The following is a 23,701-nucleotide window of genomic DNA, read 5'->3' as shown; positions in this document are numbered from 1 at the left end:
AACTATTGATTTATAAGTTGTAACATACATTACCATCAAGGATAAGGTCCCTTAATGACGTTCAAATAACGGGTAATAAACAAGCAGTCGCTCGGGTCATTTGCACCAAGAAAAAAGGCAGGACATTCAAAATTAGAATGGCTTAGGCAGTACCGGCTGTTTGAGAGCGTCATTCCTAGGCATGACACTATTGCACGAGTTGTTTGTCGTTTAAAATCCGATGAAATTGAAGGCGCTTTTCAAAGCTGGATTTCTTCATTAATTAACACAACAGGCGCTGATGTTATTGCTATTGATAGCGTCAATTACACCGGTCATCAGATAAAGGTGCGTACGACCAGTGCTTTTCAATTTGTTAAAAAGCATTGTTGAAATCCTCCCTCCACTAAATCAGGTAACCTGATTTAGTGGAGGGATTCCTACAGACATGGTGAACCAAAATAATTAAGTGAAAAAATAGATCAAGGTCTCTTCGCAAAAGCTAAATTAGCTATTGCGAATTGGTGGGGAATAAAGGGATTTTTATAGGCAATCAATTCAGTTATTATTGACTGAATTGATTGCAAAACTTTGCATTGATAAATTCACAAACAAACTTAATACTTAGCCTGTTTTTATTAATAAAACACAAAAAACACCATAACAACTGGCGCTGTTATGGTTTGTTTGGTTATCTTGATGTTATTACTGCACAGCAAGGTAACCGAGTTTGTCTGGTAAAGAGCGAGGAACTGAATTCGAAGTATACTGCAACAAGTGAACAAGTGAACAAATCAAAGGGAAAATATATCATAGAAAATCCCTCTATCAGGATGATATAGCCAAACTAATTGCATATTATCACCACAAAATGCACAAATAAGTGGATTTCTACCTGCTACCTTCTAAACAAATAACGATATTTCAGACGACTAACCTAGCTAATCATACCATCAACTAAATCTCCAGCTGTCTTAGCAATGATTTCAACCCATTTCTTAAAGCTCGCTGTCGCTTGTAACCCATAATAACGAATTCGCTGGAATCCTTTAGGGAGGATATGTTGTACCATGCGCCCAATAAACACCTCTGCTTCTACCCGCTCATATTCTCGTTGCTTACTTTTATGTGATTGATAATAATAACTAACATATCCATCAGAAACACAGGTTATCCTCGATACTCCTATTGGTGGGGAAGCTAAGTACTTAGTCAGATATTTGAGTAACCCTCGATAATGCTTCGTCGGGACTTTTTTACCATTTCCGGGATGTGCGTAGAATCCATCAGGATGCTTATCCCACAGAGCCTTAAGGATACCGTTTAAGTCTCCAATACGAGCCGCCATGAAGTGAAGTAAATGCGCTTGCCACTTCAGCCGTAAGCGGCTTAAAGGTAAGTAGCTTATTGGAAGCCATTGATTGGTCTCTGGATTCAACCCTCCTTCTCCTAATAAGATATGAAGATGGGGGTTATAGCTCCCATTCCGTCCATGAGTATGGATAAACACGATACTGGCGATTTTAAGCGTATTACAGCGGAGTAAATCCTGAATGAGCGCCTCTAAGCACGCATGGCCCACACTCATTAACTCTGAATACAATGCCCCTTGTTGTGGATGATTATAGAAAATATTCCTGAATTCACTGGGTAACGTTAACACTACCTGTCTATAGCTAACTCCAGGTAATAACCGGCTGGCTATTTTTTCCATACTTTCACGTGAATAGCGCTTACCGCACTGCGGGCAGGCTTTGCAGCTAAAGTTCACTGTATGCTCACCTTTACCACATGATAAACACTGAAAGGTAGCAAAACCCAATGCTTCACTCCCACAATCCATCATCTTTTTAATTTCTGAATGATAATACGGTTTATTGTATCTGGGATGTTTAATTGTAAAGCTTATCCAATGGGTAACAAAAATGGACTTAAACCGTAATAACTTGTTTTTAATTCCCTTAAAATTCATACCACTACACTGAATAATATCTTTATTTGGTCTGTAGACTAATATCTATAGCCACAAAAGCCTAGAAAAAGCTTAAACCGAGCTACACCAAGCCTTCCAAGAGGAAATTCCTAGGTAGAATAAAAGAAATTATACTGCATAAGTAGAAACATCGGGTTAAAAAAAGAGACCCTAGAAAAGAACAAGAAAACAGCGATTAAAACAAACACAAACACAAACGAAACGCTAGAAGTTGATGGTAAAGACGCTGCACTTAGAGAAACAAAAAAATACCCAAGATAACTAGGTAGGAAAGCTTAGAGATCCCCTCATTTTTCAATTTTAAATAATCCCGAAAATTGAACGGTAAATAGGCTGGTTTTTAAGGTAACGATAAAAATTATCCATTAGAGGTTCTGCCCACTCTTCTCGCATCGTGGGTAACAGTTCATAGTAAATACAACCTTGGCGAAACAGAGAGTATGAGCGAGTTTTACTGGTATTTGCCTTTATTGTCTTTTCCAAGTCAGCATCCTCGCCCGCTTTTCCTAGTAGCGTCAGCAAGCCTATCGCCAAGGCGCTTAGCAAAAACAACCGGTCTCTACGTACCGGGGAACGCGTGTAGGTGGCACTCATCCCCATGCCAAAACGATAGTCTTTAATGTCACGAAAAGTCGTCTCTATCCCCCAACGTTTCCCATATAAAGTCAACATCTTGCTACTCACTAGGTCACGTCGACTTGATGCTAAATACCAAGCTTCTTTCATGCCTTTTTTCTTGGTGCAAATGACCCGAGCGACTGCTTGCTTATTACCCGTTATTTGAACGTCCTTAAGGGTTCTTGTTATGCCGCTGGGTAATAGCCAGTCCTTTACTGGAAACAGCTCTCCTACCGCATCGGTGACTTTGATATTAGCCTTAATTCTAATGATGAAGTCAAAACCCAGCTCATGTTCAATGAAGTTAAATAGTGCCGTATCACTAAAGCCTCTATCAGCAACAATTGTCACTTTAACATCCTCTGCAACGATCGACCTTAACTTAACCAACAACTCATCTTCATGGTTGTTTCTATTACCTTTTAAAGCATGTTTACGATGGGTTTTCCATAGCAGTGGCGTGTTACGTCCATGGGTTGTTTGCATACTCAGTACGATGGTTGAATGGTCGTCTGAATCAAATTCAGTCCAATCGAGAGAGACCACTATCTCTTTGCGTGCACCGATAATATAAGGCCCCCAGGAGTCCAGTAATTGCCAGACGTTTAACTTTGTATTACTGAGTAATCGGTCTACTTGTTTAATAGCAGACTTACGCTTAAGTTTATTGGCTTGGGCTAAGCCAGCGCCAATGGCATGAATAGCGAGTGACCCCTTTTCAATCACTCCGTGAGCGGCATTAGCAAGTGAGGTGACCCTTTTAGCATGCATGTCATGGCCAAAGAGTTCATCGATGTGATTATGAATAAGGGCTTTATTTATCATGTTATAAATTTTAGAACATAGAGTGATTTGGCTTATTATACTCTGGAAGCCTTGCTGCCTCTGGTTATTATGAGGGGATGCTTAAGGTAGGAAAGAGTCATTAGCAATCTCTACACCTGAAAATGTATCGCGATAGAATATTTCATCATGAATAAAAAAAGTGATTTTAATAGTAGCGAAGCTAATGGCTGCAACAATTAAAAAATATATAAACATTGATGGGATGATTGTTACGCTACTAAGAAAGTCTATATTTAAATCCGATATTGATTTCCCTTTAGCTATCATGAAAACAAATATAGATAACAAGAGCGAACTACCCGTTAAAAGCAACCTGAATAAGATTGTCATATATCCACCTAAATTACATATAATTCTCACATTGAACAGTTGCAAGAATGCCTATACTAACATGATCTTAGTTGAAAAATGAACACAAACCAGCCTACGGCTGAGAATGCCTATCCCCACAGGGCGAGAGCGTGAGTGTGTAAATTAGATACGAAATGTTCACTAAGCACTCTACTTTCTTATGCTGAGCGAGATATTTGAACATAAATGGAGCTACTTTCGATTAACTATCACTCTAAACTAGTTTAAAAACGTTCACGATCTCACCCTGCCGATCCCCAGGGCGAGAACACTATTGAATACAGATCACATATTCAGCATCCACCTGATAAAAATACAACCATAAGCACCTGTTTATACCTTTTATCCAAATATCAAGCTCATGTAAGCGGAGAAGACCCCATTTCCTAATCCCAATAGTTACTTTTAGAGTCTTAGTTCTAACCCGTTTCAGTACAATTATGAGTTTGATCAACTGTGTTATCATTTCTCAAATCAACAATCTGACTGAGCTAATGAGCGACAAGAAGTCTTATCAAACAAAGCAAAATATGTGGTACAAAGATAATCTTGAAGCGAAAGGCACTAAGATGGTTCTTGCTATCATGGATAAAATTCAGAAAGCCAAGCAAGACAAACGATCTGGGCAATAGGTTTTGTATCTAGCTAGTTAGCATCTTCAGAAGAACTACACATGAAACAAGCGCTACTCCTTGGCATCGAAACCACGATTACCCATCATAATATCGTGACCTTGACAACAACTTAGAACACATAAAGGTGTACACGGGAGTACAGAAAAATGATCACGGCGACACGAAAATCTGTAGATGAAAGCATATCATATTCCTCCAAAATTGGACGTACTCATAGTCCATTTAAACGTTCGTGAATATCATAGACCTTATTTAAAGCCTCAAGCGTAGAGTGAAAATGTTGCAGCTTCACATCGCATAATCCATAAGCCGCTGTAGCGGGATACCCTTTGACGAGGTGTAGCTTTAGCGCGTGCACTTTATTCACGCTATCGATACGCGTAAATTCCAATAAGAGATCTATTTTTTGTTCAGACTCTTGCCCTTACAGCAATCTATACATAACTCACTATAAACATTGGTTAACCCATGTTTACTAGTTCACCCCAATTGATAAAATACTAACAACTAATCTAAGCATTTATCGGGTGCAACAAGATATGCCCTTGCAGCTTATCTTGATTGAGCTGTTGCAGCTCTGCACCAAACAACCCCGTCAGCTCAATCGCTTCTACCAGTCCATAGACCTTATCCGACTCTAAAAACAACGACACAGGTGAAACCTGCTCACCAGCCTGATTAAAACCATGTTCTTGTAGCATATAGATGAAGCCTGGCACTCTTCTCTCATTTTCATTAATAAACCGACTCTCTAAGCCCTGTTCACACCGCAATATTTCAAGTAAATCAAACAATTTCTGCGCGTCAGTGAGGCTTTCCTCAAGACGTTGATGCAGTTTACGAAGCTCTACAAGCTTAGCTTCTAGATCTCTCTTAGCATTACGGCCAATAGAGAGCATATTTCTCAGCTCCCTTTTGATCTGCCGATAATGGTTATCTTTAAGCTTTGGCTTTAAATAACGTACCAAGATCTCATTACGCTTATGAACCGGCACAATGCGAGGCGTTTCAACAACGGTGAAATAGAGATGCAGCAGTGAGTTATCGACCAGGCTTTTCATTACGCCCTGGTAAGGAAGTTCGTTCAAATAAATACCTAAACAGTGAGAGTAGAAATCAGGCTAAATTTTATCATTTTGAGCCGTAGAACACTATTCTTGACTCAGGTGCGATAGTGGTGAAATTGACTAATTACTGAGAGTGAAGTTTTGCTTGGTTTTCGGAGAGAAAACCGTTATTTTTAAGGTGTCCAGGTGACATTTCAAACCAACGTCACATGCGCGCTGCGCACAATTTCTGCTTATGGTAAATACCCCCGCTTTTAGTCAAATTGTCTATTCTTGTCGCTTGTCAGAAAAACAAACAAAAATTGATTGGGCGCGGAGCGCAACCCTCCCGTTAACATATCGGTCGGCTAGGCTGATTGTGTGTAAAGCTCTGGGGCAGCTTGCTGTCCCAGCTTTTCCACATGAGGGCTTAATTTTCAATCAGTTGATAATGTAACTTTATCAAGTTTTAAGCCCGCTTGTTTGCTACTTTATAAACGCGATCACTTTCTCTTTTACCAACAGCAATAACAAACACGGTGACCTTTTCATCTTGAACCTGGTAGATTAATCGATATCCAGCACTACGCAGTTTAATTTTATAACAGCAGGGTAGCTCTCTTAAACGATTAGCCTCTATGTGCGGATGCTTTAAAACTTCCGTTAGCTTATTCTTAAACTGCTTGCGAACCGTATTACCTAGTTTTCGCCACTCTTTCAGGGCACGAGGATCAAACTCTAATTCATAAATCATCCAAAGAAACCTTTACACCAGGTAAGGGTTCTGCAAGTCGAGCTTTAGCTAATGAGATCAACGCTTCATCCTCATCAGTTAACAGTACAGGCTTAAAAGGGAGCGTCCCTCTTTGAGCAACATACTCAAGTGTTTGACGTAACAATTCAGAAGGCGTGACACCCAGTTTCTCTAAAGCAGCATAAGAACGAGCTTTAAGTCCATCATCAACCCTAATATTAATTGTTCCCATAGACACCTCTGTAATTACCATTGTCATTACAGTATATATTTTTCTACAGGTAACGCAATTTACTCATAGATGACTTGATACATGCTGACTGATTATAAGTTGTGATCACAAGGCTGCTCACCAGTGGTCAAGCTCACTTTTGGACAGAAATAAGCTAGAGTCTTGACTCTAAACTATGAAGTTTTAATTAGAAAAAGTATGCCTATCGGATGCGCAATAACGCCTCAAACACCGGCGCAGTTTACTGCGTCCGAGTGCTTTGACTTGTTACATTTCAACTGTTCCATGATCTAATGGCATCACAAACCAAACTCATGTTTTCATTTAAATCTAATACTTCTGTTAAATTTTCTATTGTCATATGAGGGGCCAGTTTCTCTGCCAGTAGAGGCTTTTTAACATTATATTTTATGCCTTCTCCCGTGACTATATTATCTAAATATTCAAAAAATGACTCATATCTATCGACTTGATCGGAGTCTTCAACACTCCAAAACGCATCCACCACAATTGCTGGGATATAGTTTTCAATTTCCTTTCCCTTTGTTATCCAGCAGTGAGCTTCCATTGCCGCGAACTCATCTTTAATTCTTTGTTTCGTTTTATTTATTGGAGTTTGCTGTGTTCGTTTATCGCTATCTATAAGCATTATCGCATTTCGATTAGTGTTGAGAATAGATATACCAGATTCAACATCTTCAGGTGCTTCTGCATTAAGGTGGGAAAGCAATCTCCCCCCATAGAATATTATCTGGTAATGGGTGCCTTCCTTCAGCTCTCCGTCACTCCATAAGCTAATCCACTTGTTCAAATAAATTCGGTCCGACGGTCCTTCAACCCAAATAATACCGTTTGCCTGCAATAGATCACTAGCTCTAACGTCTAGGTCATCGAGAATCCCATTATTTTCGATATAGGTGTTAGCTGTAGTGCAGGTCGCTACAGAATCGACATGCGTAACATGAATTATTTGTGCGTCACTTTGCTTACTAAATTGGTCAATTAAAACATTCGAGTGAGTCGTTAGGAAATACAAAAAATCATGCTCTATTGCAGCCTTATAAATATAGTCATTTAGTCGCCTTAATAACGCAGGGTGAATATTGTTTTCTAATTCTTCAAAACCGAATACATACTGACTTAATGGCTTCTCTTCTAGGTGAGGAACTAATATCAGGCATGCAAGAACAGACATTACAGTTTTCAATCCGCTGCCTGATTGCGAAAGTGCTATGCGCCCTTTAAATTCTTCCTCTAAATATATTTCCCAATTATTGTCCTCATGCATCTGGCAAACTATGTCAGTAAATACTGCGTCGTGAGCAAATATTGAATTGAGAGCATCGAGGATCGAGGTTTCAACTAAATCACTAGGTAAGTTAGATCTGTTTATAAAGTTCTGAATTGCGTTTGTTAAGCCGCTGCCATTGTTTCCTATAGTGATGTTTTGTGGTTCAGCCAACTCTGGAAGGATATCTCGTTCAGATAGAAGACGCCTAAACGTTTTACCTTCGAGAGGAATAGGCATACTGTTTGGTAGTGATCGTGCATAGTCACCGGAATTTCTTAAAGGAGGACTAATCTCTTCATCATTACAATCTAATAACGCTGCGTTATTATTTTCGTTACCGCTCTTAGTCCATTTTAGAGTTTTACCTACGTAGTTTTGCCCGTAGGTGCCATGATTTCCGCTGATCGCGCCGCCGCCGCTTGTATTTGAACGAAATACTTGGTTTATAACACTCTCAGAAATTTCAGCTTCAAATATTATTTGTGGACGCTGATTGTCTCTCCAAGTCGATCTTTCAACTTCATATTTTTTAGTAACGACTATTTCAATCAAATCTAATAATGACGATTTTCCTGCATTATTTCTTCCTATGATTAAGTTAACTCGGCGAATGGAGTCAAAGCCAGTTTCTTCCTTAAAACACTTATAGTTCTTCGCTCTAATTGCCAAGTCGTACATGGCTATCCTTCTATTGTTGTATAGTGCGCATGCGCGTATATTTAGCAAAACGCGCATGCACATTTAATAAACCTATTATTTAAGCTTCGTTTTATCTAAGCCATTGATTGACAGGTACTCTATCAGAGCCGCATTGAAAAAACGAGCACACAGAATAATGAAAGTAAGCATTGATTTTTGTGGCTGACGAAAAAATCATTAAGTGCCATTATAGATGAGAAAAAGTAGGCCAACTGACCTGTTACTTATCTGTGCCACATATTGCCTGTAACTCATTTTGGGGCGTGCGACGTGAGGTCGTATGAAGCGCTGTTCACCGCTGTTGAGTGAACCATCTGTATCACCAGATTTGACCATAGCTCTGAGATAGGTGGTAAAGGGCTTGCTTAGCTTTTTTTGGACAGAAATGGGTTAGAGCAAAGGTCTAATGGTGGGTCGTGCGATTAGGAAATGTAGGTAATCATATAAAGTTAACCCTGACCTCGGGCTTGTTCAACACTTGGGATAAGGACGCGGCTTCGCGCGGCCTATCCTTATTTGTTATGTTTCACTAGCCTCGTCAGGGTATAGTTCGTCATAGATTGAAAGTGCATTATCTCTAGTTTTACCAACTATATAGAGTAAACCCAGCTCAGCCAATATGAATACAGCTGCATACCAAGACCCAAATAATTTAAAGAAAAAATCAATTGGGTTTGTATCAGGTAGATTATTAAATGAAGCGGCAACTACCGAGCTGATAGGAACAATTAAAATAACAACAAAAAATGCGGTCATTAGACTCGTACTTAATTTGAGTAACTGTTCTGCGTGAACCTCTTGCGCTTTACGGGTTCTATCAGAGTTTTTCATACACCGATCCTTGTGTGAAACATAACGCCCAGCTCAACTGCGTAGCAAGCTGGCGGGCTTTTTGGAACAAAAAGCGTGACAGTTTGCGGAGTCAGATTGCAGCTGCTTGTTAATTTTTCTATGTATCAAGCATATCCCAATCATCACCTAGAACCCAGCGAAGTGCTGATAGCTTGCCATTTAACATTCCCCATTCGAAATCATCCCATGGGCCTGTATCATCATATTTTTCGGTTACGCGTTGTGCCGACTTTATTGCTCCAGCCCATATGCCTTCATGTATGACATCATTACCATACCTTTCTGTACCGTCTGGAATAATTTCTATCTTGCCATTTTCAATGTGGTAAGCACGATTACAATGTCGGTTAAACCAAATTTTATCCACAAACTCATCCATTGCATTGAGAATTTCACTTAGGCCCCGAGTTTCCTCTGTAAAGTCATACTCAAACTGAACTTCATCTAGAAATTCATCATCAATTAGAGATATAGCAGAAGCAACGTTATTACAGTAATGAACATTATCCTTGTGAAATATTTCCGAGAAATCTTCATGTGCTTGTCGATGATCTTTCAAGCAAATCAGCCTGCGGCTGAGACTTTTAAGAGCTAAAGAGCATCATTTCTCCGAGTGAGATGGTATATAACTCGATCCCTTTTTGGTCGGTATGGGAAGAGATATTGAAATAATGGAGGTTGGCATACTCTTCAAAGAGCTGGAAAGCGGGTTCGTCTAGGCAATATTCACCGCCGGAGTCCAGACCTGCGAGCAGTTCGTGAAGTGAAACTTTAGACATCTGCGAGTTTGGCATGCCAACGAGGTAGTTTTTCAGTCGTTTTTTCTTATTCATAACCAGAAGGCTATTGCCTTCGCAGAGTGCTGCGTCACCAGACTGAGCAAAAAAACCGATAATGACCTTGTTCATAATAGCCTTTGAGTTTGAAAGAATTAATCTGTATTGATACAGTGAGTTATCTTACCCTATTGTTTGAGTATTGGTCATCGTTTTACGCCCGCTAAAGAAGCTTTTCACGACAAATAATGCGTTTAATCGCATGGTTGAGTCTGGACACGAGTTCAGGCGGGTGGAATTAGAGAGTGTAGCGAAGATGTTAGCGTGTGGCACGACAATGCTTGGGAGTCTTCACTATGATTGCAGTACACCGGGTTGCTCACACTCTAAAGTGATAAAGACGAGTTGCAAATCTAAGTTGTGTCACTCATGTGGTCAGAAGGCGACAGAGCGGTGGATGATGACGCAGGGTGAGACACTACCAGATTGTGAGTGGCGACATATCACGTACACGATGCCGGATGTATTTTGGGATGTGTTTAAGGCAAACCGATGGTTACTGGGTAAACTATTTACGATTGCCAGTGATACTTTGCAACAGTTTGGGCGATTAAAGAAGCTGACGCTGGGTATATTTAGTGCGCTACACACCTACGGGAGACGACTTAACTTCAATTGCCATATCCACCTTTCAGTTGCAGCGATAGGAGTGACCGACAAAGGCGAAATAAGGCTGTTCCATTTTCCATTTAAAGCGCTAAAAAAACAATGGCGTTATGGGGTGATAAGCTTACTGCGCAAGCACTTCCATGAATTAACTCTCCCCGCCCAGCTAGCTGAACGCATCAAAGATGAGAAAGATTGGCGGGACCTGCTGGATAAGCAATATCAAAAGACCTGGCAGGTTAATATAGCCAAAAAAACCAGCCACAAAGCCCACACTACTCAGTACTTAGGCCGTTATCTGAAGAAACCGCCAATAGCCGGCGCCCGACTGAAACATTATGTTGATGAGTCGGTAGAGATAGAATATTTAGACCATCGGACGAAAAAGCTCAGCGACCTAAATTTGTCGCAATTTGAGCTTATCGCGAGAATCTTGAGTCATGTACCGGAGAAGCATTTTAAGATGATTAGGTACTACGGTTTCTTGTCGAACCGACTACGGGGACGGTTGTTGCCGATAATTTACGACAAATTAGAGCAAGAAGTAGAGATAACGGAAGGTCCAAGCTATGCGGCCATGCTGATGGGGTATGTAAAGGTCGACCCGTTTAAGTGTATTTTATGCGGTGGGAGGATGATATTTAATCGATTTGAGCACGGTGCCCCGTTAGGGAAGCTGATTTCGGAGGTAAACACGCTGGCGAATTTAAAACGGGTGGTTATTTAGGGGGTTAGTGGGCCTGTAATTTGGGTTTTAGCGCAATAATTGACCACGGAGCATAGAAAACGCCCTTGCCCTGATTTTAACTTGTGGTGATCGTACATTTTATCTTTGCTATCGCAAGGGGCTGCTGTTTAGAGAAAACTTTCAAATTCCTTACGGTTTACATTTTATCTTTGCTATCGCAAGGGGCTGCTGTTTAGAGAAAACTTTCAAATTCCTTACCGTTTCAAGGGGCTGCTGTTTAGAGAAAACTTTCAAATTCCTTACCGTCAAGGGGCTGCTGTTTAGAGAAAACTTTCAAATTCCTTACCGTTTAAATAAAAGTCGACGGTATGACCTTGTTTATCGACAGCCCGATACAGATACACCCACTTTCCTTTCACTTTGATGTTGGTTTCATCAACCTTCCAGCTTAATCCTGCTTTGGGCTTCCAATACCACCTTAATCGTTTTTCTATTTCTGACGCATAACGCTGAACCCAGCGATAAATGGTACTGTGATCAACATTGATACCACGCTCACTGAGCATCTCTTCGAGTTCTCGATAGCTGATCCCGTATTTACAATACCAACGTACAGCCCAAATTATAATGTTATGGGAAAATTGTCGATACTTAAAGAGTGTCATGAGAATAGCAGGCCTAAAACAAAAGAGGAGCTTAGCTGATTCGACGAGCTTTGCAACAGAGCCCTTTGTATTTATTTGCGTCACTGTATTTCAAGACTTTTATTTTAACTAGCTGTCCGAATGGGCTGTTATTCTAGCTTTGCTTTTCATGTTTAACTCCTTAATTCCGCCCTACTATACGATAACCATTCGCCGTTAATGTAAGAGAGAGGATTCTATCGAGATTAAAGTTATGAAAATGAGTAGTTTTTTTTATTGTACTATTTTGTCACTCTGTTCCTCTTCTGTGTTTGCTGAGCACTTTAATGTATTTTGTCATAATAATTATGATGATAGCTTGGAATATCCAAGTGAAAAAATTACCTATAATGCTCCTTTGATGCAGCATAATATAAATTCGGAGAGCAAATATTTTTATTATGTGTATGTATCGGAAGATAAATACAATAAATTTAAGGCCAAATGTTCAGGTGGTACGGTGCCTCGACCAGTTGCTGGAAAGTTTTCGTCTTGGAAAGTATTCAGTCTAAAAAATGAAAATTATAGGAATAAAGCAGAAACTGGACAGGTTATGCCTATACGTGAAGGTATCCAATTTATCGTAGGAGATATTAGAAGTATGACGTCAGCAGAGTTCCACTTTTGAGGGCTTACAGAGTAAGATCAAAATTTGGCATGGTTCAAAGATGGCGTGAGCTACTCAAAACTTCAGCTGGCGTTTTACCTTGCATGTAGTCGTGCTGGCTTCTGAGCCAACAGTGGCCAAAAGCTTGACCACTGTTTTACTCACCGGTTCTGTCGCAAAGTTGACGACGCAAGCTAAGGAGTTGATGATATTCAAACATTAACTTGGAGTCTCTACTGCATGACCCTCAATTTCTCTGGCCGACATTATCCATCAGATATCATCATGCAGGCGCTTCGCTATTACCTGGCTTATAAACTCAGTTACCGTGAAATTGAAGAGATGTTCGCTGAGCGGAATATCCATTTTGACCACTCAACCCTGAACCGTTGGGTGATCAAATATGCGCCGCAACTCGAAGTGGCTCTGTTGCAAAGATTGAGCCTAGCCCGAAAGTGCTCCGGTTATCTGGATGATTATTAATAGTTTACCAGTGCATCGGTGATTAGACGGATCTCTCCTGCTATTCCTTGACCGGATAACCAGATATTGAACTGCCCTTTTTTAAACATGTGCATCACTTCAAACCCTTTGATAGTGGCATAAGCCGTCTTCATCGATTTGAATCCTCGTACTGGATTGATGAGCCTTTTCAGTTTTCCATGATCAGCTTCTACCGCATTGTTTAGGTATTTAATTTGCCGATGTTCAAGCGCTTCAGGACATTTGCCTTCTTGCTTTAATTCCGTAATGGCTACAGCGTAGGAAGCCGCCTTGTCGGTATTGATGGCGGAGGGACATTCCCAGCATTTGAGCCCTTTCAAAGCTTTACTCAAAAACCGTTTAGCCGCCTTAGCATTACGTCTGGACGATAAATAAAAGTCGACGGTATGGCCTTGTTTATCGACAGCCCGATACAGATACACCCATTTACCTTTCACTTTGATGTAGGTTTCATCGACCTTCCAGCTTAATCCTGCTTTGGGCTTCCAATACCACCTTAATCGTTTTTCTATTTCTGGCGCATAACGCTGAACCCAGCGATAAATCGTACTGTGATCAACATTGATACCACGCTCACTGAGCATCTCTTCGAGTTCTCGATAGCTGATCCCGTATTTACAATACCAACGTACAGCCCAAATGATAATGTCATGGGAAAATTGTCGATACTTAAAGAGGGTCATGAGATCGCCAGCCTAAAACAAAAGAGGAGCTTAGCTGATTCGACGATCTTTGCAACAGAGCCATTGCAGGAGATTAAGAAGTCTGCATCAAATCTGATGTGAGTGGGTTGTCGGCAAATTTCGTCTTCCACACTCGCGGCGTGAGTTCTTCAACTTTCGAAGCTGGCTGCTGGCTGACGCGTTGCAGGACATCGACGAGGTAAGTGTAAGGATTAATCCCTTGCAGACGGCAGGTAACCAGTAAACTTTGCAGCATCCCCAACTGCTCCGCCCCCAGTTCGGTCCAGCAAAATAGATAATTTTTCCTTCCCATGGGTATGACTCGTAAAGCTCGCTCCAAGTGATTGGTATCGATAGGCACAGCTGGGTAACTCAAGAAGACCTTAAGTTCTGTTTTTCTATCAAGTGCATAACTAAGGGCCTTGCTTAACGGGTTGCTCGGTAAAATCTCTGGGCGTTGCCGTTGGTCATAGAGCCATTTGAAGAAGCTATCGACGATGGGCTCACTCCACTTTTGCCGATAAGCGAGGATTTCATCGCTGTAGGTCAGGTTATCGCGGATGTGTTTTTCGATTTTGTAGAGCTCGGCGATTTGCTTTAAGGCCTCTTTAGCCAATTCCGGCTCCATGAGTAAAGATTTATCGAAGTAGCGCCTAGTATGAGCCCAACAGGTGGCATGGATGATGTTCGCTTCGTTATCACGATTAAGTGCTTTTATCACATTGGTATAAGCCTGGTAACCATCACTGAGCAGTACACCGGTAAAACCTGTTAACTGTTCCTTGGCGTGCTTAGCTCCACGGCTTGATGACCAGGTGAAGGCGACTTCATCATCTTCACCGTAGATGGGCCAAAAGTAAGTCTGTTTCATCCTACCTTTCGCTTTACGCCCTGCTTTCATCGGTACTTCATCCATGGCCAGTGTAGAGCTGGTGAGGATATGCTGTAGCTGAGCTCGGTAGATAGGCGTTAACAGTTCGATGCCCCGTTTTACCCAGTTAATGAGAGTAGCCCGGCTGACCTGAACGCCGCTATCAAGCATTCTTTGGTGCTGGCGATACAAGGGTAAATGATAGACTCCCTTGTCGACCATGATGCCGGCGATAACAGAGACATCAGCAAAACACCCGTCGAGCACGTTATCGGGTGCAGGTTGTACGCTAAGGCAATGCTCAGTTTTGTGACGGACGACGGAACGCTTGTAGATAAGAATGGTGTAGCTGCCCGGCTGTTGAGCCAAGCGATGAGTCTCTTTATAACCGATAACCTCATACTGCTCAGCATCGTCACCTTCTAGCTCTGGCGCCTTAAGTTCAATAACCTTAGTAGGTACCGTGTCATCAAAGCGCAAGCCGGTGTCATTCACTTCATTGCCGGTGCGTTTTTTTGCTGAGCGGGTATAGGATATCTGTTGCTTGTCTTCAGGCTCTTGCTCCCCAGACTCAAGGCGGTCAAATAAGACTTCTTGATTGGGATTATCCTCTAACAGCTTTTCAGACTTGCGGCCAAATAACTGGCGCTTAAACCAGTCGAGTTGCTGTTGCAGCGTGAGCACTTTTTCAGACAGCTCAGAATTTTGAGCGTTTAGCTGCTCAATTTCTTGTGATAACGAAGCTGTCTGGATAGTTGTTTTCATGGCTGATATTATATCAAAAACAGCCAGTTATAACGAACTAAACCGTTTGTTTTTCACTTGTTTTTGCCAATTAATGCCTTCGATGAGGCACTGTAGTTGAGTCCAGGTGAGATTGATTTTATCCCCGTTACCCTCAACGTGATGAAAGCGGCCTAACTCAAGCCGCTTACTCCACAAACAGTATCCTCCGCGACTGAAATACAGCACCTTCATCATGGTCTGCTTGCGATTAATGAACACAAACAGCTCACCACTCATGGGAGAAGCGTGGAGTTGGTGCTTAGCTAATACGATTAAGCCATCAAACTGCTTGCGCATGTCCACGGGTTTGGCATACAACCATATGCGTAAATCCGGACTGGGCAATAACATCAGTATCGTAGTCGTAAAATGACATCACCAGGGAGCACAAGCTCAATGTTCCAGTTTGGTTTTGGGTCAGGTAACACGGGAAGCTTATCTTGCTTAGCGGGCTCAAGCGCTATCCAGTCGGCTTCGGTAGCCTGGATTTCTGGAGGAACCGTTAACTGCTGGCGCCAACGATTGAAAGAAGAAGTTGAAATGTTCTCCTGATGACAGAAGTCCTGCATAGATAAAGGCGTTGTGCACCACTTGTCCAGGAGGGTAGATTTTTGAGCGTCGGTGAGATGAGGTTTAGCCATGAGCATTCTCAGTATTAGGTTTACCCTGAGAGTAGCCACATCAAATGATCTTAGGAAGACGTCCTATATTGATCGGTTACGATACTTAAACGGGTCTGTTCATCAATGACGCCACGAGTCACCAGCCAGTGTTGATACCAGTTGCCGCCATGAGTCTTTACGTGTTGCTTGATCGCTGCCACATTCTTTTTACCGCTGGCGCCGACAAAACTTAAGGCGAGCTCCCCCAGGTTCAGGTTGAACAGGCGGTTACCGTCTGGAGAGGTGATGTAATACTCAAGTTTGGGTTCGGCTTCTTTGATTATGTTGATTTGTCGGTGATTTAAGCCAAACTTTTGGTACATCTCGCTAAATTGCGGTGCATTTTTATTGGGGAGAAATATCTTGGTCGGGCACGATTCAACAAGCACATCTAACATGCCTGAATTCACCGCTTCACTGAGGTTTTGAGTAAACAGCGCGACAACACAGTTGGCGTCACGTAACACCTTAAGCCATTCTCGGATTTTCTCTCTAAAGACAGGGTGGCCGAGTGCTATCCAGGCTTCATCAATAAAGATGAATGAAGGGCTTCCATCAAGTGAGCGCTCGATACGCCTGAAAATGTAGAGCAACACGGGCAGCATGGCCTTATCTCCCATGCGCTCAAGCTCTTCAATTTCGAAAACCTGCAAGCCACCTGCGGTGAAACTGTCCGAGGGAGAGTTGAGTAGATCTCCTCCAATACCACTGGTGTAGTAGGTGAGTGCTTCAATGATGTCACTATCGTTGGCAATATTGACAAACTCACCAAGTGTGATGTGTTCAAGCGATGATAGTGAAAGTTCCTTAAGTCCTTGTTCAATGTCGTTTCGCTGTTTGGCGGTAACGGCTAGTCCTTGTAGCTCCAGCAATTGGATCACGTAATTCACGCACCAGGCGAAATCTTCTCTCAGTTGTGACAGCGGGGCGAACGTGACCTCTGCATCTACCCCAATATCATAATGGGTTCCCCCGCATTGGCTGATGGCGTAAGCACTGCGCTTTTTGTCAAAAATAACCATGTTTGAGGCGTAACGATTAGCTTGTGCCGCTAACATGGCAAGCAGTGTTGATTTACCGCTCCCAGTGGGGCCAAAAATGAGAGAGTGGCCCAAATCCCCCACATGTAAATTGAGCCTGAATGGTGCTTCTCCTTCGGCGCTGCATTGCATCAACGCGGGTGAATTCTTAGGGTAATAAGGGCAAGGGTTCGTTTTACTGCCGGACCAAATTGACGACATGGGCAGCATATCGGCGAGGTTGACGGTGCTCACCAGGGGACGCCTGATGTTGTGAATGCTGTCTCCGGGCAAAGCGCCTAAAAACGCTTCAACCGTATTGACGGTTTCTACCCGGCATTTAAACCCCAGGTGTTCAATGCGCTTAACAACTTGCTCCATGCCATTACTTAACTGATGTGGGTTTTCATCCATCAATATCACGCTTGAGGTGTAATGACCGTATTTGAGCCTGCCACTTCTGGCTGCATTGAGGGCTTGTTCGTATTGAGACACCATCTGCGCCGCATCCTCATTGATTTGAGGGGCGGGATTCTTCATGAGCTGGTCTTTAAATGAGACGATGCGTTGTTTCCACTTTTTGCGCTCTCCCTCCAGGGCTTTTTCTGCATCAAATAAGTCGAAAAAACTATACCGAGTAGACCAGCGGTAAGATAAGCCCAGTTTATCCAGGTGGTTTAGAATGTTCGGACTACTGTTGTCGGGAAAGTCATCAATACTGACCACGGCAATGTGTTTGCCGTTGATGTTAGGGGTAATGCCAGTCCAGAGTTCATGGCCGCCAATGATGGCATCAACGCCCATGGGGCAAAACGGTAAGCGTATCGGGTGGTCTTTACCGCTGATAAAATAATTGAGTTTTTGCAGTAACTCGCAGTAATAGACCTTGTGAGTATCACCTTGCCCGTCGTCTTCTGTGGCTGAGTACGCGCGCAGTGGCCTAATCGAGATATAGGATTTAAGCCGGCTCTCAACATCACGTAATTTTTTATTAAAGTGAGCTAAATGACCGGAAAACAGGGATTGAGGCTGATGGGCAGTTTCAAACATCCATTGTTTGATTTTGGCTTTGCCTTTGCTTGGGGGCATGTAGGTGACAAACATAAAGTAGTCACTCTCGTAGCGTTCAGCCACCTCGCTAAAATATTGTTTCCGCTCCTCATCAATCATGGCAAATACTGGGTGAGTAAAAGTGGATGGTTCCCCATTAAGGTATTCAGGAGACGCTTTACGGGCGGCTTCTACATGCACCATCCAGCCAGTCCCAAACGAACAAAGTAAATCACTAATGCGTGAGGTTAATCTGTTGCGGTCATCAACCGTGGAGCTGGAGATATCCACGCCACGAAATACAAAGCCCGCCATGAGCGAGCCATCTTTATTGACCATCACACCATCATCAACCAGTGCGCCGTAGTTGAGTAAATCAGGCATGCCTTTGATGTGTTTACGATAAGGGGCGAGTTTAAACATGGTTGACCTCCTTATTAATGAGCAAGCTCGCTATTAGGGTTGATTTGCCACGACCTATGGACGCAAGGGTCAGTGTATTACCTAAGTTCGGCATAAAAGGATTAGGGCTTCGCATTACTGTCTCCTCATTATGCTGTTTCAGTGCTGGTGAGTTATTTGTGGCGTGACTACGACAGGGTTCAAGCATGGTTGACCTCCTCTTACGTTTATTGTTTACGTGAATAGTTTTTAGGGCTGTGGGCTGGATAGTATTTTTGATATCGCGTATAGCGGGTAAAGGTTTTCGACATTTGCGGGTCGGCGTCCCCCATCATGCGCAGGAGCGGCATCAGCCCCACCCAAAGCACTACGCCTAACACGAACGTAAACATGTTCTGCAGTATGACGATGAGCATTAACGTGAGTAAGCCAAGCAGGTAAGCCAATTCCCGCTCTGCCCCAAGCACCAGATTGGCACGATTAAATTTAAATACAGGAGAGCGGCGTAATTGGCTCATTTGTCCTCCTATCGAACTAAGGTTGATGACACACCAAATAAGCTGCTGAGCACGTTGGTCGCACCTACAATCAACGCCACGACTAGTGCAATGTAAATCACAGTTTTAATAAAGCCTGATATTTCTCCGCCAAAGATTAAGGTTACCCCTGCGGCTACAATGGCTAACACGGAAATACCAAAGGCCACTGGCCCCGTAATTGAGGCGACGAATTTACTTAATGGGTCCTCCCAAGGAACACCGCTACTGCTACTTGAAGCGTGGGCCAGCTCAGGCATCAGTAACGACAGCAGTAATAACACGCCCAGTAGTGCCAGAGGGTGCTCTGTGAGTAGTTGGAAAAGCCGTAAAGTGGGTCGAGTTATCGACAGTGAACGATAGGGAGGGGGTGAGTGATTAAGCATGGTGTTTTCCTTGTGGTTAACAGTTGGGTAAAAAAAAGGTGCAACCTATCGCCCTTTAATGGAATTAAAGGGTCAAGCCAGACACTGGCTTGTGATGGTGCTATGAGAAAAACGAAAATAGATGGTACGGACACAATATCAAGCTAGGATCTTTCTCTTGAAAGCCTTGGTGTAGCTAGGATTTAATGTTTTTCTTGGTTTACCATAATAATGACACGAGTAAACAATATTTTAGACATGTAGGCGAGAAGTGTTAAATATAATGACAAGTGGAGAAAGTAAAAATATGTCAGTCCAAAAATAGGTACAGGTAATGGAAAGTCCTTTTTTAGAAGAAGGTGATACGCTGTCAATGACGTAACTCCCATGCCATTTGGTGTAACCCCGAGGTCTTCCATAGTGCGCGCTGAAGTGAAAAGAGCGCTGGCTATCAATATATTAACGTCAGCAAAAAAAGGAACAAAAGTTAATATGGCCAAGGTGAAGGCTGTAAATTCAAAGAGCCCCATTAAGAGTCTCATAGATACCATATAAAGCATTATCTGTTTGAAATATCCTTTTTTGATTTCCATAAATGGGTCCTATTCCTTTGATATTACATATTTAAGTTTGATACCGTACATCCAAAGCCCAAGACCTAGGCTAATGAAATACAATGAAATCTTCAATACAACGATATCTAGTTCAAATAGAGCCAGCACACATGCTCCAAGCCACGGTACGATTGCAACTCTCGCGAAAAGTTTTTGCTTTCCGTTCCACGCCTCACTGAGTAAGCCTGCAAAAAAAACTATATGAAAAACACTTAAAATATTCATAAGCATAGTCAGTTTCCTATTTCCTTACTTGTGTATTAGGCTGATTGGGTATGGTACTGCCCTGCTTCAAAGCCTGTGACTTCAATGATTTCTTCTATGCGGCGCCCTTCACGGGTCTTTTTGATGAAGACAATCACGTTGATGGCATTGGCGATGAGGGTTTTGTTGATGGTGGCAGTCGCTTCGCTGATACAGTCCTCCAGGCGAGATAATCCCATGACGGCACTGTCAGCGTGAATCGTCGCTATGCCACCAGGGTGGCCAGTGTTCCATGCCTTAAGTAATGCTAACGCTTCACCACCTCGAACTTCACCAATCAAAATACGGTCTGGTCGTAATCGGAGCGTTGCACGAAGCAACTGGTTCATCGTGGTATTCGTGTTGGCTCGCAGCGCGACGAAATTTGGCGCACTGCACTGAATTTCATTAGTATCTTCAATAATGATGATGCGGTCGTTTTCATCATGTTTGACCATGGCGTCAATCAGGGCGTTAGCGAAGGTGGTTTTACCAGAGCCGGTGCCGCCCACAATCAAAATGTTTTTATGTGAAGCAATGGCTTTTATCAGGCACTCATATTGAGCCTGTGTCAGTGTTCCGCTGCCTATATACTCATGCAGGGTGAAAACCTTGACGGCTTTTTTACGGATGGTAAATGTAGGTGCGGCAGTCACCGGTGGGATAATGCCCTCAAATCGACTGCCATCTATTGGGAGTTCACATTCGAGTATAGGATGGTCTGCATTCACTACAGTGTCGTGAAACCCTGCAATCGACTTGAGTACCAAGTTCGATTTTACTGATGACAGAGTGCCAAATAGTGTCATGGGTTGGCCAAATTCCTCTACCCATAAATTGCCGTCCGGGTTGAGCAGTATCTCCATGACGTTAGGGTCATCGAGTTTACTCATAATAGCGGGGCCAATATGAGCGATGAGACTTGATATGCGTGAGTCAATCATCTTGTGTTCTCGACGTTGAGTGAATAAATAGCAGTAACAGTACGATGAACTGCGCGAGGGCTAACGATAGGATATGTGTGAGGGTCAGCATCAATAAGTCCCTTTATTGCGAAAACCAGTAGCGATAAGACAAGGCGCAACCGCCGCTAATGGTTCTCTATGCAGTGAGTTAGCTCAGGATACAAGCGCAACATCCACTGTCCTATACAGATGTGTGCCGGAGATGGGTTTTGGTTTCCGTTACACACTACTTTGCCTGTCAGAGTGGTGTAACCCGCCCGCTTGGGAGTCATGTGTGCATAGAGTGTTCCTCTTGGTAGGAGGAAGGGCGTCGAACGTCCTCCTCTCTTGTTATTTTTCCTTGTCGAATAATAGGCATGTGAATATCACTGCAAACCCAAACCACTCGGGCGAGTGAGCGAGGATTAAGATCACAGATGTTGGTAGGTTTAGGTGTTGAGTGTGCTGGTTGAGAAAGTAGACGTGTGTTTGAATAGTAGCCATCCCCGCGTTTATAGAGCACGGGAACGTTTTGCTCTCCCTGGCGAACTTTGGGATTTACCATAGTTAAACTCCTGCAAGAATTGGTTTAAAAATGAGCACCAAACAAGTGTGCTCATCATTTAAAGCAATTCGTACTATGTCTAACCGCAGAGCTGCATTAGTTGCATCCACAGTTAGGTATAGGTTTCCTGCTGTTATTTACTGCACAGCAAGATCACAGGTTCTATTCTGGTAAAGAGCGTCGGCGGCCAGCGCCTAGTTGTTATCTATACAGTTTTGGATAGAAAGAAATTTTCCCCTCCTAGTGGTATCATAACTTGACCACGCTGACGCGTGCCACACTTATAGTGTGCTTGCATCAGTACAATGCAGAATATACCACTGTAAGTGTGCTTGGTCACGCTAAAAGTGAGTTATTTGAATAGTAAAAATGGATAGGCAAAATAATATGGGGTTTTTAATTGATGAGCGTCATAAGAAGTTAATAGGTGAGAGAATAAAGAAAGCGCGTCATTCAAAAGGGTTGACTCAATCGGAAGCTGCAAATCTAATTGGTGCTAAGCCAAATGCGTGGGGGATGTGGGAGAAAGGGGAGAGGTCTCCACGTCTTTATGGTGAGCAGGGGATTTGCGGTATAGCGAAGGGGCTTTGTGTAACTACATCATATTTATTGGGAGAGTCTGATGTAGAAAATGATGGGATAAATAACACTGGGTTTTTAAGTGGTGAGACGATCCATACTAAATCTGGTAGTGTAGTTGAGCAGTCAAGTGAGTTAATTTCTATACATTCAAGTTTGTTAGACAATCATGGAGTTCAGAACTTTACTTTTTTGAGTGTTGTAGATGATTCTATGGCACCAGAGCTTTGTATGAACGATACGGTTTTATTAGATTTTAAAATCTCAAGTTTTCACAGGGTCGACATTTATGCTATTTTTGATGAAGGCTCGATTTGGTTTCGGTGGATTAGAAAAGAAGTTGGTGGTCAGTACAGATTGTATGCGAATGATCGGTTGCATTCTTCTGATCAGTTGTTGAGTAAAGTTGAGTTGGATAATATTCAAATATTAGGTAGGGTCGCTTGGGTTGGGCGTTGGATAAAAAATAGGTAAGGTTCGTGTGGTGGAGGGGCTTTATGTAAGTCTTTTACCTTAATTATCTAGGGTGTTTAAGTTGGAGATTATGTCTTTAGTTAATTCTAATGCCACTTTATGATGCTGCTCTAACTCTTCTGATTCACCCACGCAGATTAAAATAGATTTAGCTTGTGTGATTTTTTTGTCAATATGGTCCTTTCTTGTCATGAATTTGTGTTTGTTTAAGGCTAAAGCCATGGCTTTGCACAGGTTAATTATTCCGGGGTGGTCATCGACAGACCATGCTGCCAGTGTCTCAGGGGAGATATTTATTTCTTTGCAGAATTCAGATTTTGACATTCCTGATAATTCAAATAGTTCGAGAGCTAGTGGTTTTCTCATGTTTTTACTGCCTGTCTTTTAACCATAAAGTTCATCCTGAAATATGGATCCGGCTAGGTTTTAATTTTCTTGTGTTTAAATCGACAAATTTGAAAATTATGAATAATTCGTAAAAATTAATCATAATCTTTACTGGTGTGTAAGAGTAATATACTACAAGTGCCCTATCCCAGAAGGAATACCTAACAAGATACTCAGTAGCCATAAGTATATTTATAAGGCAGTAAGCCGTATAGATAAGAATGATTTTTATCTCTAAAATAGTTCTAAAGTACATAAATGTTACTGTTTTGTTTTTGTCTCCAGTGATGGTTTTGTATGT

Annotated in this window: 26 protein-coding genes and 2 pseudogenes; 6 read left to right on the top strand and 22 right to left on the bottom strand. The window is 42.3% G+C overall.

Annotated elements, in window-relative coordinates:
- The first annotated feature begins 75 nt into the window (after positions 1-75).
- Entirely contained in the window at positions 76-372 is a 297-nt protein-coding gene (locus sps_RS29265; protein WP_418346775.1) for a transposase family protein, read from the top strand.
- Positions 373-916: 544 nt separating this feature from the next.
- On the opposite strand, the gene sps_RS23140 is transcribed toward sps_RS29265, so the two are convergent.
- Together sps_RS23140 and sps_RS23135 are read right to left on the bottom strand one after the other, a co-directional pair.
- Positions 917-1,951 carry an IS91 family transposase gene (locus tag sps_RS23140; protein WP_077754632.1) on the bottom strand — a complete coding sequence of 345 codons (1,035 nt, stop codon included), beginning with the start codon at positions 1,949-1,951 and terminating at the stop codon, positions 917-919.
- A gap of 321 nt (positions 1,952-2,272) precedes the next feature.
- Positions 2,273-3,415 (bottom strand): IS4 family transposase, encoded by a 1,143-nt coding sequence (locus tag sps_RS23135; protein ID WP_077751384.1) that lies wholly within the window; start codon positions 3,413-3,415, stop codon positions 2,273-2,275.
- 812 nt (positions 3,416-4,227) lie between these two features.
- Here sps_RS23135 and sps_RS23125 point away from each other — a divergent pair.
- Positions 4,228-4,419, top strand: a complete 192-nt coding sequence (locus sps_RS23125) for a hypothetical protein (RefSeq protein WP_077754630.1) — start codon at positions 4,228-4,230, stop codon at positions 4,417-4,419.
- A 515-nt stretch (positions 4,420-4,934) separates the two neighbouring features.
- Here the strand turns inward: sps_RS23125 and sps_RS23120 are convergent.
- The 7 genes from sps_RS23120 to sps_RS23090 all read right to left on the bottom strand — a co-directional run bounded on the left by sps_RS23120 (position 4,935) and on the right by sps_RS23090 (position 10,204).
- Positions 4,935-5,510 (bottom strand): DUF2913 family protein, encoded by a 576-nt coding sequence (locus tag sps_RS23120; RefSeq protein ID WP_237157925.1) that lies wholly within the window; start codon positions 5,508-5,510, stop codon positions 4,935-4,937.
- Positions 5,511-5,937: 427 nt separating this feature from the next.
- Positions 5,938-6,222, bottom strand: a complete 285-nt coding sequence (locus sps_RS23115; RefSeq protein ID WP_077754626.1) for a type II toxin-antitoxin system RelE family toxin — start codon at positions 6,220-6,222, stop codon at positions 5,938-5,940.
- Positions 6,212-6,454 (bottom strand): type II toxin-antitoxin system RelB/DinJ family antitoxin, encoded by a 243-nt coding sequence (locus tag sps_RS23110; RefSeq protein WP_077754625.1) that lies wholly within the window; start codon positions 6,452-6,454, stop codon positions 6,212-6,214. Before sps_RS23110 ends, sps_RS23115 begins: the two co-directional genes overlap by 11 nt.
- A 274-nt stretch (positions 6,455-6,728) precedes the next feature.
- A complete protein-coding gene (locus sps_RS23105; RefSeq protein WP_169915885.1) occupies positions 6,729-8,423 on the bottom strand; it encodes an ATP-dependent nuclease in 1,695 nt (564 codons plus the stop codon).
- A gap of 540 nt (positions 8,424-8,963) precedes the next feature.
- Positions 8,964-9,275, bottom strand: a complete 312-nt coding sequence (locus sps_RS23100; RefSeq protein WP_077754622.1) for a hypothetical protein — start codon at positions 9,273-9,275, stop codon at positions 8,964-8,966.
- Between the two features lie 118 nt (positions 9,276-9,393).
- Positions 9,394-9,855 (bottom strand): hypothetical protein, encoded by a 462-nt coding sequence (locus sps_RS23095; protein WP_179948385.1) that lies wholly within the window; start codon positions 9,853-9,855, stop codon positions 9,394-9,396.
- Between the two features lie 25 nt (positions 9,856-9,880).
- Positions 9,881-10,204, bottom strand: coding sequence for a hypothetical protein (locus sps_RS23090; protein WP_077754621.1), 324 nt, complete (start codon positions 10,202-10,204; stop codon positions 9,881-9,883).
- A 70-nt stretch (positions 10,205-10,274) separates the two neighbouring features.
- On the opposite strand from sps_RS23090, the gene sps_RS23085 reads away from it, so the two are divergent.
- Complete coding sequence (locus sps_RS23085; RefSeq protein ID WP_149027342.1) at positions 10,275-11,465, top strand: IS91 family transposase; 1,191 nt, start codon at positions 10,275-10,277, stop codon at positions 11,463-11,465.
- Between the two features lie 308 nt (positions 11,466-11,773).
- Here sps_RS23085 and sps_RS23080 read toward each other — a convergent pair.
- Positions 11,774-12,091: pseudogene (locus tag sps_RS23080) on the bottom strand (IS6 family transposase); the annotation flags it as partial.
- A gap of 238 nt (positions 12,092-12,329) precedes the next feature.
- Between sps_RS23080 and sps_RS23075 the strand changes: the two are divergent.
- Positions 12,330-12,737, top strand: coding sequence for a hypothetical protein (locus tag sps_RS23075; protein ID WP_149027341.1), 408 nt, complete (start codon positions 12,330-12,332; stop codon positions 12,735-12,737).
- A gap of 219 nt (positions 12,738-12,956) precedes the next feature.
- Positions 12,957-13,136, top strand: a pseudogene (locus sps_RS23070) (IS6 family transposase); the annotation flags it as partial.
- 59 nt (positions 13,137-13,195) lie between these two features.
- Here sps_RS23070 and sps_RS23065 read toward each other — a convergent pair.
- The 11 genes from sps_RS23065 to sps_RS28310 form a co-directional block, all read right to left on the bottom strand.
- Positions 13,196-13,903, bottom strand: a complete 708-nt coding sequence (locus sps_RS23065) for an IS6 family transposase (RefSeq protein ID WP_077754617.1) — start codon at positions 13,901-13,903, stop codon at positions 13,196-13,198.
- A gap of 73 nt (positions 13,904-13,976) precedes the next feature.
- Positions 13,977-15,539 (bottom strand): IS66 family transposase, encoded by a 1,563-nt coding sequence (gene tnpC, locus sps_RS23060; RefSeq protein WP_077751526.1) that lies wholly within the window; start codon positions 15,537-15,539, stop codon positions 13,977-13,979.
- A gap of 27 nt (positions 15,540-15,566) precedes the next feature.
- A complete protein-coding gene (tnpB, locus tag sps_RS23055; RefSeq protein WP_077751064.1) occupies positions 15,567-15,911 on the bottom strand; it encodes an IS66 family insertion sequence element accessory protein TnpB in 345 nt (114 codons plus the stop codon).
- Positions 15,911-16,201, bottom strand: coding sequence for an IS66 family insertion sequence element accessory protein TnpA (gene tnpA / locus sps_RS23050; protein WP_077751527.1), 291 nt, complete (start codon positions 16,199-16,201; stop codon positions 15,911-15,913). Before tnpA ends, tnpB begins: the two co-directional genes overlap by 1 nt.
- A gap of 50 nt (positions 16,202-16,251) precedes the next feature.
- Entirely contained in the window at positions 16,252-18,714 is a 2,463-nt protein-coding gene (locus sps_RS23045; protein WP_077754616.1) for a VirB4 family type IV secretion/conjugal transfer ATPase, read from the bottom strand.
- Positions 18,707-18,901, bottom strand: a complete 195-nt coding sequence (locus sps_RS23040; RefSeq protein ID WP_077754615.1) for a hypothetical protein — start codon at positions 18,899-18,901, stop codon at positions 18,707-18,709. Before sps_RS23040 ends, sps_RS23045 begins: the two co-directional genes overlap by 8 nt.
- A 19-nt stretch (positions 18,902-18,920) precedes the next feature.
- Positions 18,921-19,211, bottom strand: a complete 291-nt coding sequence (trbD, locus tag sps_RS23035; RefSeq protein ID WP_077754614.1) for a conjugal transfer protein TrbD — start codon at positions 19,209-19,211, stop codon at positions 18,921-18,923.
- An 8-nt stretch (positions 19,212-19,219) separates the two neighbouring features.
- Positions 19,220-19,615, bottom strand: a complete 396-nt coding sequence (locus sps_RS23030; RefSeq protein WP_077754613.1) for a TrbC/VirB2 family protein — start codon at positions 19,613-19,615, stop codon at positions 19,220-19,222.
- 182 nt (positions 19,616-19,797) lie between these two features.
- Positions 19,798-20,187 (bottom strand): hypothetical protein, encoded by a 390-nt coding sequence (locus sps_RS23025; RefSeq protein ID WP_077754612.1) that lies wholly within the window; start codon positions 20,185-20,187, stop codon positions 19,798-19,800.
- A gap of 281 nt (positions 20,188-20,468) precedes the next feature.
- The gene (gene trbB / locus sps_RS23015) at positions 20,469-21,395 is read right to left on the bottom strand and encodes a P-type conjugative transfer ATPase TrbB (RefSeq protein WP_077754610.1); all 927 of its coding nucleotides are present in this window, start codon (positions 21,393-21,395) and stop codon (positions 20,469-20,471) included.
- 289 nt (positions 21,396-21,684) lie between these two features.
- Positions 21,685-21,960, bottom strand: a complete 276-nt coding sequence (locus sps_RS28310) for a hypothetical protein (RefSeq protein ID WP_149027340.1) — start codon at positions 21,958-21,960, stop codon at positions 21,685-21,687.
- 387 nt (positions 21,961-22,347) lie between these two features.
- On the opposite strand from sps_RS28310, the gene sps_RS23010 reads away from it, so the two are divergent.
- Positions 22,348-23,013: an XRE family transcriptional regulator gene (locus sps_RS23010; protein WP_077754609.1), complete on the top strand. Its 666-nt coding sequence runs from the start codon at positions 22,348-22,350 to the stop codon at positions 23,011-23,013.
- A gap of 39 nt (positions 23,014-23,052) precedes the next feature.
- Here sps_RS23010 and sps_RS23005 read toward each other — a convergent pair whose 3' ends face one another.
- Entirely contained in the window at positions 23,053-23,379 is a 327-nt protein-coding gene (locus tag sps_RS23005) for a hypothetical protein (protein ID WP_077754608.1), read from the bottom strand.
- Between the last annotated feature and the right edge of the window lie 322 nt (positions 23,380-23,701).

The sequence above is a fragment of the Shewanella psychrophila genome, assembly GCF_002005305.1.
In the GTDB taxonomy this organism is placed as follows: Bacteria; Pseudomonadota; Gammaproteobacteria; order Enterobacterales; family Shewanellaceae; genus Shewanella; species Shewanella psychrophila.
This window is presented reverse-complemented; position numbering and strand designations above follow the sequence as displayed.